Origin of the sequence: Streptomyces sp. NPDC048290 (assembly GCF_040652095.1) — a bacterium.
Lineage (GTDB): Bacteria > Actinomycetota > Actinomycetes > Streptomycetales > Streptomycetaceae > Streptomyces.
This window is the reverse complement of the sequence record NZ_JBEZLM010000003.1, coordinates 450,694-464,959: the sequence shown is the minus strand read 5'-3', so window position 1 is coordinate 464,959 and position 14,266 is coordinate 450,694. Positions and strand designations below refer to the sequence as shown.

Here is a 14,266-nt window from a genome sequence, read left to right as displayed (position 1 = left end):
GCATTCTGGCGGGATGCCCGCACTTCCCGAGCCCGGTACCGGCTCCGCGCATGTGTCACTCGTCGACCGGGTCGAGGAACTCCTCGCCGCCGACGGCCCGTTGCCGATCGTCGCGGCCGGTGATCCGGTGCTGCGGCACACCACCGCACCCTACGACGGAGAGCTGGGGCCCGCGCTGCTGGCCCGGTTCGTGGCGGCACTGCGGCTGACGATGCGGGCGGCCCCGGGGGTAGGACTGGCGGCGCCGCAGGTCGGGGTTCCGCTGCGGATCGCGGTGATCGAGGACCCGGCCCCGGTGCCACCGGAGATGGCGCTCGTACGGGGGCGGGTGCCGCAGCCGTTCCGGGTGCTGGTGAACCCGTCCTACGCGCCTCTCGGGGCGGAGCGGATCGCGTTCTTCGAGGGGTGTCTGAGCGTGCCGGGGTGGCAGGCGGTGGTGGCCCGGCCCACCGAGGTGCGGCTGACCGGGCTGGACGAGACGGGGAACGCGGTCGACGAGGTGTTCCGGGGATGGCCGGCCCGGATCGTGCAGCACGAGACCGACCACCTCGACGGAGTGCTCTATCTCGACCGCGCGGAGCCGCGCTCGCTGGCCTCCAACGAGGCGGTGGCGGAACGCTGGTCGCAGCCGACCCCACGGACGGCGGCCGAGGCACTGGGGTTCCCGCTGCCGCCGGGGCCGGTGACCGGCTGAGCGTTCGCGCTACCGCCGGGGCGGGAGTCACGGCCGGTGAGCGGCTGACGGCTCGCGCTGCCAGAGCCACGACCCGTCAGCGGCCGACGGTTCGCACTGCCACCGGAGCCGGAACCGACGCCGACGCCGACGCCGCTCAGCAGCTGAACACCCCCGAGAACTCCCCGTAGTTCTCCAGCGTGGCGCTGGTCGTGGCGGTGCTGGTGCCGCTGCCGCGGGCGTGCGCCAGGTGGCCGGTGCCGGAGCCCGGGACGATCCGCCAGGTGCCGCCGTCCATGGTGTGGCCGGTGCCGGTCCAGGTGAACGAGCCCGTCCCGCATCCGGCGACCTCGCCGGTCAGGGTCTCGGTGCCCTCGTAGGTGTACTCGTCGGGGGTGTCCGTGGGGTAGAGGCAGAAGTCGTAGGACGTCGTGCCGCTCCAGCGGTCGCCGGGCTCGGTGCCGAAGGTGGCGGTGCCCTCGATCGCCGTACCGCCGGGGTCGCACACGATGTCCGTGGACGGGACGATCTCCTGGCCGGAGTCGTAGTAGTGGCCGAGGACCTCGGGGGTGGTGGCGGTGGCGGGGGCCGCCGTGAGGGCGGGCCCGATCAGGGCGGCCAGCAGGGGGGCGATCATGAGGGAGCTGCGGTGCATGGGGTCACGACCTCGGTACCGATAGCCGGAGGGGGGAACTCCACTATGCGCGCGGGCGCCGCGCGCGGTGAAGTCCCGCCGTCCGGACTGCCTCTCCGTGCACCGGTAACTGCCCGTCAGGGCAGTCGGGTTCAGCCCCGGTACGCCTCCAGCAGCCGCAGCCACACCTCGCTCAGCGTCGGGTACGAGGGAACGGCGTGCCACAGGCGGGAGATGGGGACCTCTCCGGCCACGGCGATGGTCGCCGAGTGGATGAGTTCGCCGACGCCGGGGCCGACGAAGGTGACACCGAGGAGGGTCTCCCGGTCGAGGTCGACGATCATGCGGGCGTGGCCGTCGTAGCCGTCCGCGTAGAGCCCGGCACCGGCGACCGAGGAGAACTCGACGTCCACGGCGCGGACCTGGCGGCCCGTCCGTTCCGCCTCGGCCAGGGAGAGGCCGACGGCGGCGGCCTCGGGGTCGGTGAACACGACCTGCGGTACGGCGGCGTGGTCGGCGGTGGCGGTGTGGGCGCCCCAGGGGTCGGTCTCCAGCAGGGGGACGCCCTGGGCGCGGGCGGCGATGGCGGCGCCCGCGATCCGGGCCTGGTACTTGCCCTGGTGGGTGAGGAGCGCCCGGTGGTTGGCGTCGCCGACGGCGTAGAGCCAGTCGCTGCCGGTGACGCGGAGGCTGTCGTCCACGGGCAGCCAGTCGCCGGGGGTCAGTCCGACGGTGTCCAGGCCGATGTCGTCGGTGCGCGGGGCGCGTCCGGTGGCGAACAGGATCTCGTCGGCCTCGACGCGGTCGCCCTGGTCGGTGTCCACCAGGACGGTGCCGCCGTCGCGGGCTACGGCGGTGACGCTGGTGCCGGTGCGCAGGTCCACGCCGGCTTCGGTGAGCGCGCGGGCGACGAGTTCCCCGGCGAACGGTTCCATCCGGGGCAGCAGGCCCTTGCCGCGCACCAGCAGGGTGACCGTGGAGCCCAGTGCCTGGTAGGCGGTGGCCATCTCGGCGGCGACCACTCCCCCGCCGACCACCACCAGGCGGTCCGGCACGGTCGGTGAGCTGGTGGCCTCCCGGCTGGTCCAGGGCCGTACGGCGGCCAGGCCCGGCAGGTCGGGCAGCAGGGCGCGGGTGCCGGTGGCCACGGCGACGGCGTGCCGGGCCCGCAGGGTGGTCTCGGTGCCGTCGGGGCCGGTCACGGTGACCGCCCGGGGTCCGGCGAGGCGGCCGTGGCCGCGGTACAGGTCGGCGCCGATGCCCTCGATCCAGGCGACCTGGCCGTCGTCCTTCCAGTGGGAGGTGTAGTCGTCGCGGTGGGCGAGCACCGCGGGTGCGTCGAGGTCGCCCTGGACCAGCTGGCGCAGTCCGGGCACCTTGCGGGCGTCGGAGCGGGCGATGACCGGGCGCAGCAGGGCCTTGCTGGGCATACAGGCCCAGTAGGAGCATTCGCCGCCGACCAGTTCGCTCTCCACGACCGCGGTGGAGAGTCCGGCCGCCCGGGTGCGGTCGGCCACGTTCTCCCCCACGGGACCGGCTCCGAGCACCACGACGTCGTACAGGTTGGCTTCCGTTTCCGTCATGGGGCCAGTCTGGTGGGTGGTGTGCGCGGTGGCCACATGGGTACGCGGGCCGGTACGTGCGGGTACGCGCGTGGGGCACGGGCGGGCAGGTCGAACCTGCCGGGCGCGTGCCACCGTGGAATAAGGCGACGGTCCGGCGGTGTTCCCCCGGGCGACCCCCCGACCCCAGGAAGCAGGGATTCAGGCCATGAGCAGCACTGTCGAGCTGACCAAGGAGAACTTCGACCAGACGGTCACGGAGAACGAGTTCGTGCTGATCGACTTCTGGGCGTCGTGGTGCGGGCCGTGCCGTCAGTTCGCGCCGGTCTACGAGCGGGCCGCGGCGGACAACCCGGATCTGCTGTTCGCCAAGGTGGACACGGAGGCCCAGCCGGAGCTGGCCGCGGCCTTCGAGATCCGTTCGATCCCGACGCTGATGATCGTCCGTGACCAGGTCGCCGTGTTCGCGCAGCCCGGCGCGCTGCCGGAGGCCGCGCTGAAGGACGTCATCGGCCAGGCGCGGCAGCTGGACATGGACGAGGTGCGCAAGGCGGTGGCCGCCGAGCAGGCGAAGGCGGCGCAGCAGAGCGACGGCCAGTAGGTCGCCGGGCGGGCGGCGGCCGGGTCCGGCCGCCGTCAGCTGGAGTCGCGGTGCACCACCGCGGCTCCCAGTACTTTGCGGGTCTCGGGCGCGGTGCCGGGGTCACGGACCGCGCGGTCGACGAGTTCGGCGATGATCCGCCCGGCGGGCAGATCGATGTGCACGGTGCTGAGGCGGGGCCGCAGCAGTCTGCCGAGCATCAGGTCGTCCGCGCCGATCAGCGCGGTGTCCTCGGGGACCCGGACGCCTTCGTCCTGGAGGGCCCGCATCAGCAGCATCGCGTATTCGTCGTTGTAGGTGAACACGCCGTCCAGGCCGAGGGCCGCCCAGTCGGCGGCGAGGGAGGCCGCGGACTCCTCGGTGTAGGCCAGCGGCAGGGCCGTGACGGTCGCTCCGCTGCCGTCGAGGGCGCGGCGGACCCCGGCGAGCCGGGGCCGGGCGAAGCCGTCGAGGCCGGGTTCGGCGGGCACCACCACCCCGATCCGGCGCCGGCCGCGGGCCAGCAGATGGGCTCCGGCCGCGTGGCCCACCTCGTCCTGGTCCATCAGCAGCGCGTGGGCGCCCTCGACGGACTCCGGTCCGAGGGTGACGACGGCACGCGCCCCGGCCCGTTTCAGGATCGCCACCGCCTCCGGTCCCAGCGAGGTGTCGGGCACCAGGACGGCGACCGGCCGCAGCTCGGCCCAGGCGCGGGCGGCCTCGTCGCCGCCGAGGCCGAGCGTGCCGTACTGGACGACGGTGTAGTCGAGACGGCTCACCGCCCATTGGAGTTCGCTGAGGAACTGGCTGTAGAGCGGGCCGACCGGGATGGTCGGGGCGGGCATCAGGACGATCCGGCTGTGTCCGGCGCGCAGGCTGCGGGCCGCCGCGTGCGGGACATAGCCGAGTTCCTTGGCCGCCTCATGCACCCGGCGGCGCGTGGGCTCGCTGATGCGGACGGCACTGGTGTTGTTGAGTACGTACGAGACGGTCGCTCGCGAGACTCCGGCGAGACGAGCCACGTCGGCACTCGTCGGGACGGATCGAGGCGTGGGCGTATTCGGTATCTGCACCATGACGTACGGCATCTTGGCAGAGGCCGGAGGCCGGGTTTCGCGCGGGATCGAGTTGTTTTCCCTTGGACTTTCCACGCGCGTAAACGGGGTGTCATCCGCCGGGAACGAGAGGTTCGTCCGCTCTGGGAGGGGCGGGTCCGGCCAGGATTGGTTTAGTCCCGAACTACTTCTCCACTGTAGAGACACAACAGAAGGCGCGGCCCGGGACGGCTCCGGTCAGGAGGCGCTGCCGAGGTCCACCGAGGCCGGGAGGTGCTCCAGGCAGGGGCTCCCGGTCACCGGCTCGCCGCCGGCCACCCGGGACACCAGATCGCTCCAGCCCGCCTCCAGCCGCTCCAGCGGCATCCCGCGCTCACGGGTCAGATGGTGGATCAGCCCGGGGGCGAGATGGGCCAGCAGGACGTGGGCCAGCAGATCGGCGTCGCCGTCGGGGACGGTCTCGCGCAGCAGCAGGACGAGGTGGCCGTGCAGCAGCCTGCGGGCCGGTACCGCGTAGCGGCGCTCGGGGCTGGGGGGCTCGGCGGCCAGCTGGAGGTCGAGTTCATCGACCGCGCGGCGGAGCAGGGCGAGGCCGAAGGCGTGCAGCCGCTCCTCGGCGGGGGCGCCGGGGCCGAGCGGCGGCGGGCCGCTGAGGAAGGCCGCCTGGAACTTCTTCTCCGAGTGGTCGAGCAGGGCGTTGAGCAGTCCGGTGCGGTCGCCGAAGCGGCGGAAGACCGTCCCCTTGCCGACCGAGGCCGCGGCGGCGACCGCCTCCATGGTGAGCCCGGCCGCACCGTGCTCGGCGACCAGCCGGGCGGCGGCCTCCAGCAGCCGGGCCCGGTTGCGGGCCGCGTCGGCGCGCAGACAGGGCTGGTCGCCGACCGGCCCGAGCTGGAGCAGTTCGGCGTCGTCGGCGGTGCGCTCCGGAGGCGCCCCGAAGGGCGGGGTGGTGGCGGACATGAAGCCAGCGTAAAGCATCGGGAATGAAACTGGACCGTGGTCCGCTTAGGGTGCTACAACATAAACGGACCTCGGTCCGGATATGACAGCAGTGTTTCCACCGCGTTACGCCCCCATGGAGTTCCCCATGTCCGTTCAGTTCCTCGCGCTCGTCGGCAGCCTCCGCGCCGGCTCCCACAACCGCCAGCTCGCCGAGACCGCGGTGAAGCTGGCCCCGGCGGGCAGCACCGTCACGCTGTACGAGGGTCTCGCCGACGTCCCGTTCTACAACGAGGACATCGACGTACCGGGCAGCGTCCCCGCCGCCGCCCAGCGGCTGCGGGACGCCGCCGCCGAGGCGGACGCCTTCCTCTTCTTCACCCCCGAGTACAACGGCACGATCCCGGCCGTGCTGAAGAACGCCATCGACTGGCTGTCCCGCCCCTACGGCGGTGGCGCGCTCAGCGCGAAGCCGGTCGCCGTGCTCGGCACCGCCTTCGGACAGTACGGCGGCGTCTGGGCGCAGGACGAGGCCCGCAAGGCGGTCGGCATCGCGGGCGGCAAGGTGCTGGAGGACGTGAAGCTGTCCATCCCCGGCTCGGTCACCCGGTTCGCCGAGACCCACCCGGGCGACGACGCCGAGATCGTCGCCCAGCTGACCGAGGTCATCGAGCGCGTCCACGGACACGCGGGGACGGCCGCCGCCGCGTAACCCACGCCGGGCGCGGGACGGGAGAAGGGCCGGAGTACGCCGCTCCGGCCCTTTTCGACGTGCCGTCACGCGTCAATCACCGCTCGGGGAAGGGCAGTTCAGGCACCTCTGTGACCGAGGTCACGTCTGCGAAAGCGAACTCATCGGGGGATCGGGCGTCTTGTGGGCGTCCCTCGCTCACAGACGTTAGAAATCAGCAGAAAATGCCTGAATTGCAGAGACTCACTCCGTCCCCCCGCCGGGCGTCACGCCCCGACCGGCCCCTGCCCGACCGGCACACCCGCGGCGGCGACCGCGGCCCTCGGAAGGGATAGGCGCATGTTCCACCGAGTGGCAGAACTGGCCGTCCGCCGCCCCAAGGCCATCCTGATCGTGGCGGCGCTGCTCGTCGCCGCCATGGCGGCGGTCGGCGCGGGCGCGTTCGGCAAGCTCGTCGGCGGCGGCTTCGACGACCCCGGCTCCCCGTCCAGCCGCGCCCGGCAGATCATCGACGACCGGTTCGGCGGCGAGACCAACCTCGTCCTGCTGGTCACCAGCCGCGACGGCCGGGTCACCGCGGCCACCGCCCGGCAGGACGGCGAGAAACTCGTCGCCGCCCTGCGCGCGGAGGACGCCCTCTCCAACGTCATGTCGTACTGGGACACCGGCGGCGAGGCCCTGCTGTCCACCGACGGCACCGCGGCACTGGTGCTCGCGCATGTCGAGGGCGACGAATCCACCCGCGACCAGCACGCACGGGACGTCATCGACACCTACACCGGCCAGCGCGACGGCCTCACCGTCCGCGCGGGCGGCGGTACGGCGGTCAGCGCGGACCTGTCCGACCAGGTGCTGGAGGACCTGCTGATCGCGGAGATCATCGCGGTGCCGCTGACCCTGCTGTTGCTGCTGATCGTGTTCGGCGGGGTCGTCGCCGCGCTGCTCCCGCTGGTGGTCGGCACCATCGCGGTGGCCGGCACCTTCGCCGAGCTGTCACTGCTGGGCGGCGCGACCGATGTGTCGATCTTCGCCGTCAACCTCACCACCGCGCTCGGACTCGGCCTCGGCATCGACTACGCACTGCTCATGATCAGCCGGTTCCGGGAGCAGCTGGCCGCCGGGGAGCCGGTGGCGGACGCGGTCCGGGCGACCGTGCACACCGCCGGACGGACCGTCATGTTCTCGGCGGCGACCGTGGCCGTGGCGCTGACCGCGCTGCTGGTGTTCCCGCAGTACTTCCTGCGGTCGTTCGCCTACGCCGGGGTCGGGGTCGTGGTGATCGCCGCGATCGGCACGCTGTTCGTGATGCCGGCGCTGCTGATGCTGCTGGGCCACCGGATCAACAAGGGGCGCGTCCCGCTGCCCCGCCGGTCCGCCAGCCGCCATCGGGCGCCGTTCTGGGGCCGTCTCGCCGGTGCCGTGATGCGCCGCCCCGCGCTGACCGGGCTGCCGGTGCTGGCCGTGCTGCTGCTGGCCGCCGCCCCGCTGCTCGGTGTCACCTTCGGCACCCCCGACGAACGTGTGCTGCCCGAGGACGCCGGGAGCCGCCAGGTCTCCAGCGCCCTGCGCGACGGCTTCGCCGGGGGCGACGAGTCCGCCGTCCAGATCGTCGCCGACGGCACGATCGGCTACCAGGCGCTCGACGCCTACGCCGAGTCCCTCGTCGCGCTGCCCGGAGTACGCCGGGTCGAGGCGGCCACCGGCACCTACACCCCGGACGCCTGGCAGCCCCCCGGCCCGGCGGCACAGGCCCTGGAGCGGCCGGACGCCATGCGGATCAGCGTCGTCGGCACCGCCGCCCCCGCCTCCGAGGACGCCCAGGACCTGGTCGGCACGGTCCGCGCGCTCCCCGGCCCCGAGGGCGCCACCCGCACCCTGGTGGGCGGCGACGACGCCGAACTCGTCGACACCAAGGACTCCATCGCCGGACGGCTGCCGCTCGCCGCCGGGCTGGTCGCGCTCACCACGTTCGTCCTGCTCTTCCTGTTCACCGGGAGCGTCGTCCAGCCGGTGCGGGCGCTGCTGCTGAACATCGTCAGTCTCGCCGCCGCGATCGGCGCGATGACCTGGATCTTCCAGGACGGTCATCTCAGCTCCCTGCTCGGCTTCACCCCGCAGCCGATGGACACCTCCATGACGGTGCTGCTGTTCTGCATCGCCTTCGGTCTGTCCATGGACTACGAGGTGTTCGTCACCAGCCGGGTCAAGGAACTCCACGACCAGGGCGCGGACACCCGCACCGCCGTCGTCGACGGTCTCGGCCACACCGGGCGGATCGTCAGCGCCGCGGCCTGTCTGCTCGCCGTCGGCTTCTTCGCCTTCGCCAGCGCGAAGGTCAGCTTCATGCAGATGTTCGGCCTCGGCAGCGGACTGGCCATCCTCATCGACGCGGTCGCGGTGCGCGGGGTGCTGCTCCCGGCGGCGATGCGGCTGCTGGGCCGCACGGCCTGGTACGCGCCCGGCCCACTGCGCCGGTTCCACGCGCGGTTCGGCCTCAGCGAGGGCGGGCCCGTGGCGGCCGGTCCGGACGGTCGGGGTTCGGACGGGCACGGTCCGGACCGGCGGCAGCCCGAGGTCCCGACGGGGGTGTGACGCCGGGCACGGCCCGGACCGGCGGCAGCCCGGCGTCCTGACCGGGGTGTGACGCACGGCGGCCGGGCGTCGCGACGGGAGTCCGACCCACCCCCACCTCCATCCCGCCCCACCTCACCTCACCTCACCTCATCTCACCTAGCTCACACGGGCGGCGATTCCGCACGCCCTCGACCACCCGGAGATCTCTCCCATGCGCAAGTCGACCCTCCTCGCCCTCGCCACCACCGGCCTCGGCGCCCTGCTGCTGACCGGCTGCGGCGGTGACTCCACCGAGGACACCGCGGCCTCCTCCCCCACGCCGACGGCGTCCGCCGAGAGCCCGGCCGCCTCGCCCAGCACCCCCGCGTCCCCGGCGTCCCCGGCGTCTCCCGCGGCGACCGGCGCCAGCGGTGCCGCCGCCCTGGACGGCGGCTGGCTCGGTGAGTCGGACGTGGACCAGGTGGCCATGATCATCCAGGCGGGCACGGTGATGCTGGCCTACCAGAGCAACGACGGCACGGCCCGGCACGCCTGCGACGGCACGCTCAAGGACACCGCGATCAAGGTGAGCTGTGTCGACAAGAACAGCACCGACCGGACCACGGGGACGGTCGAGATCTCGGACGGCGAGAAGATCGCCATCTCCTGGGCCTCGGGGAAGAAGGACCTGCTGACCAAGAGCGGTGACGGACAGCTGGACTACTCCCAGTGGGGTCTGCCCTCGCCGCCCGCCGCGAGCTGACGGACGCGGGCGAAGCACCGGGGCTGGCCGGGCACGGGAGCGACGACTCCCGGCCCGGCAAGGCCGTTTGACGGACACTCACCCTATTGTGTGATGCAGTTCACAGGAAATTCGCCGAACTTTCTCCCTCCTCCACCGTCCTGTCGCCGAACCAGCTCGACCACGACGGGAGGCGCCATGTCGTCCCATTCACCGTCGGCCACGGCGGACGGCCGGTGCGGCGCCCCGGCCACCGGCGCCGACGACACCGACGGGCCCGCCGTGCCCACGGCGGTCCGGCTGGTGGGCCGCGCGGCGGAACTGGCCCTGTTCGACACGCTGCTCGGCTCCGCCGCCGTACGGGGAGCCGCGCTGCTGCTCACCGGGGAGGCGGGGGTGGGCAAGAGCGCGCTGCTGGACGCGGCGGCGGTCCGCGCCGACCGGGCCGGTTTCCGGGTGATGCGGGTGGTCGGCACGCAGTTCGAGCGCAGCGTCAGCTTCTCGGCGCTCAACCAGCTACTCCAGCCCCTCGCGGCGGGGATCGACGCGTTGCCCGAACGGCAGGCGCGCATTCTCCAGGCGATCCGCGGACTGTCCGACGAACAGCCCGCCGAACTCCTCGCGGTGGCCAACGCCGTCCAGGTGCTGCTGTCCCGCAGCGCCGCCGCCGACCGGCCGCTGGCGCTGGTCATCGACGACGCGGCCTGGCTGGACCGGCCCAGCGCGGCCGTGCTGGCGACGGTCGGCCGCTACGCCCGCTCCAACGCCATGGTGCTGTTCGCGGCGGCCCGCAGCGGCGACGAGTCGTTCCTCAGCGGTTCCGGCATCCCCCGGCACGAGGTCCGGCCCCTGGACGAGCACGCGGCACACACGCTGGTCGAGGAGCGGTTCCCGGCGATGACCGCCCGGGTCCGGCACCGGCTGGTCACCGAGGCGGGCGGCAATCCGCTCGCGCTGCTGGAGCTGCCGGTCACCCTCAACGAGGCGCAGCAGACCGAGCGCGGCCCGCTGCCCGCGGTGCTGCCGCTGACCGAACGGCTCAAGGCGGTCTTCGCCGTACGGGTGGGAGCGCTTCCCGAGGCCACCCGCAAGCTGCTGCTGCTCGCCGTGCTGGACGGCTCCGGCGATCTGCACACCCTGGAGCGGGCCGCGCGGGGCGGTGCCGGTCTCGCGGCGCTGGGCCCGGCCGAGCGGGCGGGTCTGGTGCAGGTGGACGTGGTGACCGGACGGCTGGTGTTCCGGCATCCGCTGACCCGCTCGGCGGTCATGGAGTGGTCGACCAGCGCGGAGCGCCGCTGGGGGCATCTGGCGCTGGCCGGGGAGTTCCCGGAGGGGTCCGAACGCCGGGCGCGGCATCTGGCCGACGCCGCGGTGGGCCCCGACGACGAGGTGGCGGCGCTGCTGCACGAGGTCGCCTACAGCACCCTGCGCCGGGGCGACGCGGTCGGCGCCATCACCACGCTGCTGCGCGCGGCCGAACTGTCCAGCACGGGCCCGCTCAAGGGGCGCCGGCTCGCCGAGGCGGCCTGTATGGGCGTTAACATCACCGGTGATCTGCGCAGTGTCCGCGCGCTGCTGGACAACGCGGCCCTGGCCGACCCGGTGGGCGCCGACTCGCTGGCCGCGGCGGTCGCGGCGGCCGGTCAGCTGCTCAACGGCGAGGGCGACGCCGACACCGCCCACCGGCTGCTCGTCGTCGCCATCGACACCCATGTCCAGGGCGGTGGCGGGGACGACGACGTCGTCCGGGACGCCTTGCATGTGCTGCTGATGCTCTGTCACTTCAGCGGGCGGCCCGAGCTGTGGGAGTCCTGGGAGAACGCGGTGTCCCGGATCGGGCCGGTGTCCTCGGACACCTTGCTGCCCGTGGTGTTCGGCGCGTTCGGCGACCCCGCGCACAGCGGGTCCGCCGTGCTCGCCGACCTCGACCGGCTGATCCCCGGCCTGTACCGGGAGACCGACCCGCGCCGGATCGTCCGTACGGCCGTCGCCGCCTCGTACGTCGACCGGCTGGCGGGGTGCCGCAGCGCGCTGCGCCGGGTCATCGACGACGGGCGGGACGGCGGGGCCATCACCCTGGCGATCGAGGCGCTGTTCCTGCTGGGCAACGACGCCTACCACACCGGGCAGTGGGACGAGCTGACGGAGACCGTGGACGAGGGGCTGCGCTGGTGCACGGCGTACAGCTATCGCATGACGGGCCATGTGGGGCACTATCTGCGCGGGTTGCTGTGCGCCGCGCGGGGCGGGGAGCAGGACGCGCGGGAGCTGGCGGACCGGCTGGTGTCGTGGGGCAATCCCCGGGGGCTCGGCGCGCTGCGGCTGTACGGGGCGCACATCCGGGCGCTGTCGGCGCTGGGCGGCGCGGACTTCGAGACGGCCTACCGCCAGTTGCGGTCGGTGATCACGCCGGGTGAGGTGCCCCGGCATCTGGCGCACGCGCTGTGGCTGTTCTTCGACTTCACCGAGGCGGCGGCGCGGACCGGACGGCACGGCGAGGCGCTCGCGCACATCACGGCGGTCAGGGAGAGCGGTGTTCCGGAGCTGTCGCCGCGGCTGGCGATGCTGACCGCCGCCGCCGAGGCGATGGCCCGGCCGGACACCGTCGACCATGAGCGGTTCACGGCCGCCATCGGCTCCCCCGGCGCGGAGCGCTGGCCGTTCGACTGGGCGCGGATCTGTCTGGCGTACGGGGAGCGGCTGCGCCGGGCGAAGGCGGCGGTGGCGGCGCGCACCCATCTGGACGCGGCGCTGAGCACGTTCCAGCGGCTGGGCGCGGAGCCGTGGAGCGCGCGGGCGGCGGGCGAACTGCGGGCCACCGGGGTGGCGGTGCGGACGACGGAGCCGGGCGCGGAGCGGCTGGCGCTGCTCACTCCGCAGGAGCAGCAGGTGGCGCAGTTGGCGGCCACGGGGCTGACCAACAAGCAGATCGCCGCGCAGTTGTTCCTGTCGCCGCGCACGGTGGCGGCGCATCTGCGCAATGTGTTCCCCAAGCTGAATGTGACGTCCCGGGCGGGGCTGCGGGACGCGCTGAGCGGGCAGCGGGGGTGAAGACGCGAGAATACACGAACAGACGCGGACAGACGCGGACAGACGCGGACAGCCCGTCCGGTGGACGGGCTGTCGTGCGGGGGGGGTGTGGGGTGTCAGCGGGTGGCGCGGTCGGCGGCCTTGATGACCTTGGTGACGGTGCCGGGGTTGCTGATCATCACCGAGTGGGAGGCGCCCTTGACCTCGACGGTGTCCCGGGCGTCGGCGCGGTCGTACTCGAAGCGCTGGAGGGCCGGCGGGATGGCCTTGTCGGCACCGGCGACGATGCCCCAGGAGGGGATGTCGTGCCAGGCGGCGGCGCCGGTGACATCGGTGAACGAGGAGGCGCTGAACGGCCGCTGGGCCGCGTGCATGACATTGGTGACCGAGCGGGGCAGGTCCGCGGCGAAGGCGCTGCGGAACTTGTCGGCCTTCAGATAGAGGTCGGTGCCGGTGGTGCCGTCGGGGAGGGGGAAGGGCACCTCGTCGACGGCCTGGGGGATCTCCGTGCCCGGGTACTTGCCGATCAGCGCGCCGAGTTGCTCGCCCTCGTCGGGCACGAACGCGGCGACGTACACCAGCGCCTTGACCTGGGGGTTCCCGGCAGCGGCGTTGGTGATGACCGCGCCGCCGTAGGAGTGTCCGGCGAGCACGACCGGGCCCTTGACGGACTTCAGGACGCTCTGGAGGTAGGGCACGTCGGTGGGCAGTCCGCGCAGCGGGTTGGCGGGTGCGATCACCCGGTAGCCGTCGTCCTGGAGCCGCTCGATCACGCCCTGCCAGCTGGCCGAGGCGTCGGCGAAGCCGCCGTGCACCAGGACCACGGTCGGCTTGGTGCCGGTGTCGTGGCCGGTCGCCGGGGCGGCCGAGGCCGTGGTGCCCAGCAGGGCGGCGACCACGGCGGCGGTGGCGCCGGTGGCGATGAGGCCGTTGCGTACGACCGTTCTTCGCATGTCGTTCTCTTCTCGTTCCGGGGGTTGCGGGTGGGGCGGGGAGGGCTCAGCCCTGGGCGGTGGCGGCCTGCTTGATGATCTCGGCGACGGCCTCGGGCCGGGAGACATAGACCGCGTGGCTGCCGGGGACCTCGGTGACGGTGGCACCGGCGCGCTCGGCCATGACGCGCTGGACGGGCGGCGGGATCATGCGGTCGTCGCCCGCGACCAGGTACCAGCTCGGGCTGGTGTGCCAGGCCGCCTCGGTGACCGTGCCGTTGAGGGCGTCGAGACCCCACGGCACCTGGGAGTCGGCGAGGAACCTGGCGTCCTCGGCGTCGAGATCGGCGGCGAACGCCTCGGCGAACTTCTCCCGGTCCAGGAACAGCTGTCCGTTGCGCGGAGGCAGGATCGGCGGCACCGGGGCGCCGGGGGGCGGGTCGGCGATCAGGCTGCCGACGGACTCGCCCTTGTCGGGGGCGAACGCGGCGATGTAGACGAGCGCGGCGACCTGGTCGTGCCGTCCGGCCTCGGTGACGACGACACCGCCGTAGGAGTGGCCGACGAGCACGACGGGCCCGTCCTGGGCCTCGATGACCTGGTGGGTGGCGGTGACATCGCCCGCGAGGGACTCGGTGGGGTTCTGCACGACACTGACGGTGAACCCCTCGCGGGTGAGGATGCGGTGCACCCCCTGCCAGCCGGAGCCGTCGACGAATCCTCCGTGCACGAGGACGATGTTCTTGACGGTTGACATGAGATGGCTCCTTTGTGCGGTGAATCGGTAAAGGCAGGAACAAGTTAGGACCCGCCGACTGGGAAGGCTTCGTCAAAATGGCCTAGTTGAGCGGCCGAAATACGCCGGTCGATTCCGC

General features: G+C 73.1%; 12 protein-coding genes. 6 read left to right on the top strand and 6 right to left on the bottom strand.

Annotated features, from left to right (window positions below):
* Positions 1–13 precede the first annotated feature (13 nt).
* The gene (locus AB0D49_RS06865) at positions 14–694 is read left to right on the top strand and encodes a peptide deformylase (protein ID WP_362751869.1); all 681 of its coding nucleotides are present in this window, start codon (positions 14–16) and stop codon (positions 692–694) included.
* 136 nt (positions 695–830) lie between these two features.
* Here AB0D49_RS06865 and AB0D49_RS06860 read toward each other — a convergent pair whose 3' ends face one another.
* Positions 831–1,328 carry a DUF3224 domain-containing protein gene (locus AB0D49_RS06860; protein ID WP_362751866.1) on the bottom strand — a complete coding sequence of 166 codons (498 nt, stop codon included), beginning with the start codon at positions 1,326–1,328 and terminating at the stop codon, positions 831–833.
* Positions 1,329–1,459: 131 nt separating this feature from the next.
* Positions 1,460–2,890, bottom strand: coding sequence for an NAD(P)/FAD-dependent oxidoreductase (locus AB0D49_RS06855; RefSeq protein ID WP_362751863.1), 1,431 nt, complete (start codon positions 2,888–2,890; stop codon positions 1,460–1,462).
* Between the two features lie 187 nt (positions 2,891–3,077).
* Between AB0D49_RS06855 and trxA the strand changes: the two genes are divergently transcribed.
* Positions 3,078–3,470: a thioredoxin gene (gene trxA / locus AB0D49_RS06850; protein ID WP_362751860.1), complete on the top strand. Its 393-nt coding sequence runs from the start codon at positions 3,078–3,080 to the stop codon at positions 3,468–3,470.
* Positions 3,471–3,505: 35 nt separating this feature from the next.
* Here the strand turns inward: trxA and AB0D49_RS06845 are convergent, their stop codons facing one another.
* On the bottom strand, positions 3,506–4,537 hold the full coding sequence (locus AB0D49_RS06845) for a LacI family DNA-binding transcriptional regulator (protein WP_362751857.1): 1,032 nt from the start codon (positions 4,535–4,537) through the stop codon (positions 3,506–3,508).
* Between the two features lie 204 nt (positions 4,538–4,741).
* Positions 4,742–5,482, bottom strand: coding sequence for a helix-turn-helix domain-containing protein (locus tag AB0D49_RS06840; protein ID WP_362751853.1), 741 nt, complete (start codon positions 5,480–5,482; stop codon positions 4,742–4,744).
* Between the two features lie 109 nt (positions 5,483–5,591).
* Here AB0D49_RS06840 and AB0D49_RS06835 point away from each other — a divergent pair, with 109 nt between their 5' ends.
* The 4 genes from AB0D49_RS06835 (at position 5,592) to AB0D49_RS06820 (ending at position 12,480) form a co-directional block, all read left to right on the top strand.
* Positions 5,592–6,155, top strand: a complete 564-nt coding sequence (locus AB0D49_RS06835) for an NADPH-dependent FMN reductase (protein ID WP_362751850.1) — start codon at positions 5,592–5,594, stop codon at positions 6,153–6,155.
* 318 nt (positions 6,156–6,473) lie between these two features.
* Positions 6,474–8,726 carry an MMPL family transporter gene (locus tag AB0D49_RS06830; protein WP_362751847.1) on the top strand — a complete coding sequence of 751 codons (2,253 nt, stop codon included), beginning with the start codon at positions 6,474–6,476 and terminating at the stop codon, positions 8,724–8,726.
* Positions 8,727–8,919: 193 nt separating this feature from the next.
* Positions 8,920–9,450: a hypothetical protein gene (locus tag AB0D49_RS06825; RefSeq protein WP_362751844.1), complete on the top strand. Its 531-nt coding sequence runs from the start codon at positions 8,920–8,922 to the stop codon at positions 9,448–9,450.
* 177 nt (positions 9,451–9,627) lie between these two features.
* A complete protein-coding gene (locus tag AB0D49_RS06820) occupies positions 9,628–12,480 on the top strand; it encodes a LuxR family transcriptional regulator (protein ID WP_362751842.1) in 2,853 nt (950 codons plus the stop codon).
* A gap of 95 nt (positions 12,481–12,575) precedes the next feature.
* On the opposite strand, the gene AB0D49_RS06815 is transcribed toward AB0D49_RS06820, so the two are convergent.
* On the bottom strand, positions 12,576–13,412 hold the full coding sequence (locus tag AB0D49_RS06815; RefSeq protein WP_362751839.1) for an alpha/beta hydrolase: 837 nt from the start codon (positions 13,410–13,412) through the stop codon (positions 12,576–12,578).
* Positions 13,413–13,458: 46 nt separating this feature from the next.
* Positions 13,459–14,148 (bottom strand): alpha/beta hydrolase, encoded by a 690-nt coding sequence (locus AB0D49_RS06810; protein ID WP_362751836.1) that lies wholly within the window; start codon positions 14,146–14,148, stop codon positions 13,459–13,461.
* Between the last annotated feature and the right edge of the window lie 118 nt (positions 14,149–14,266).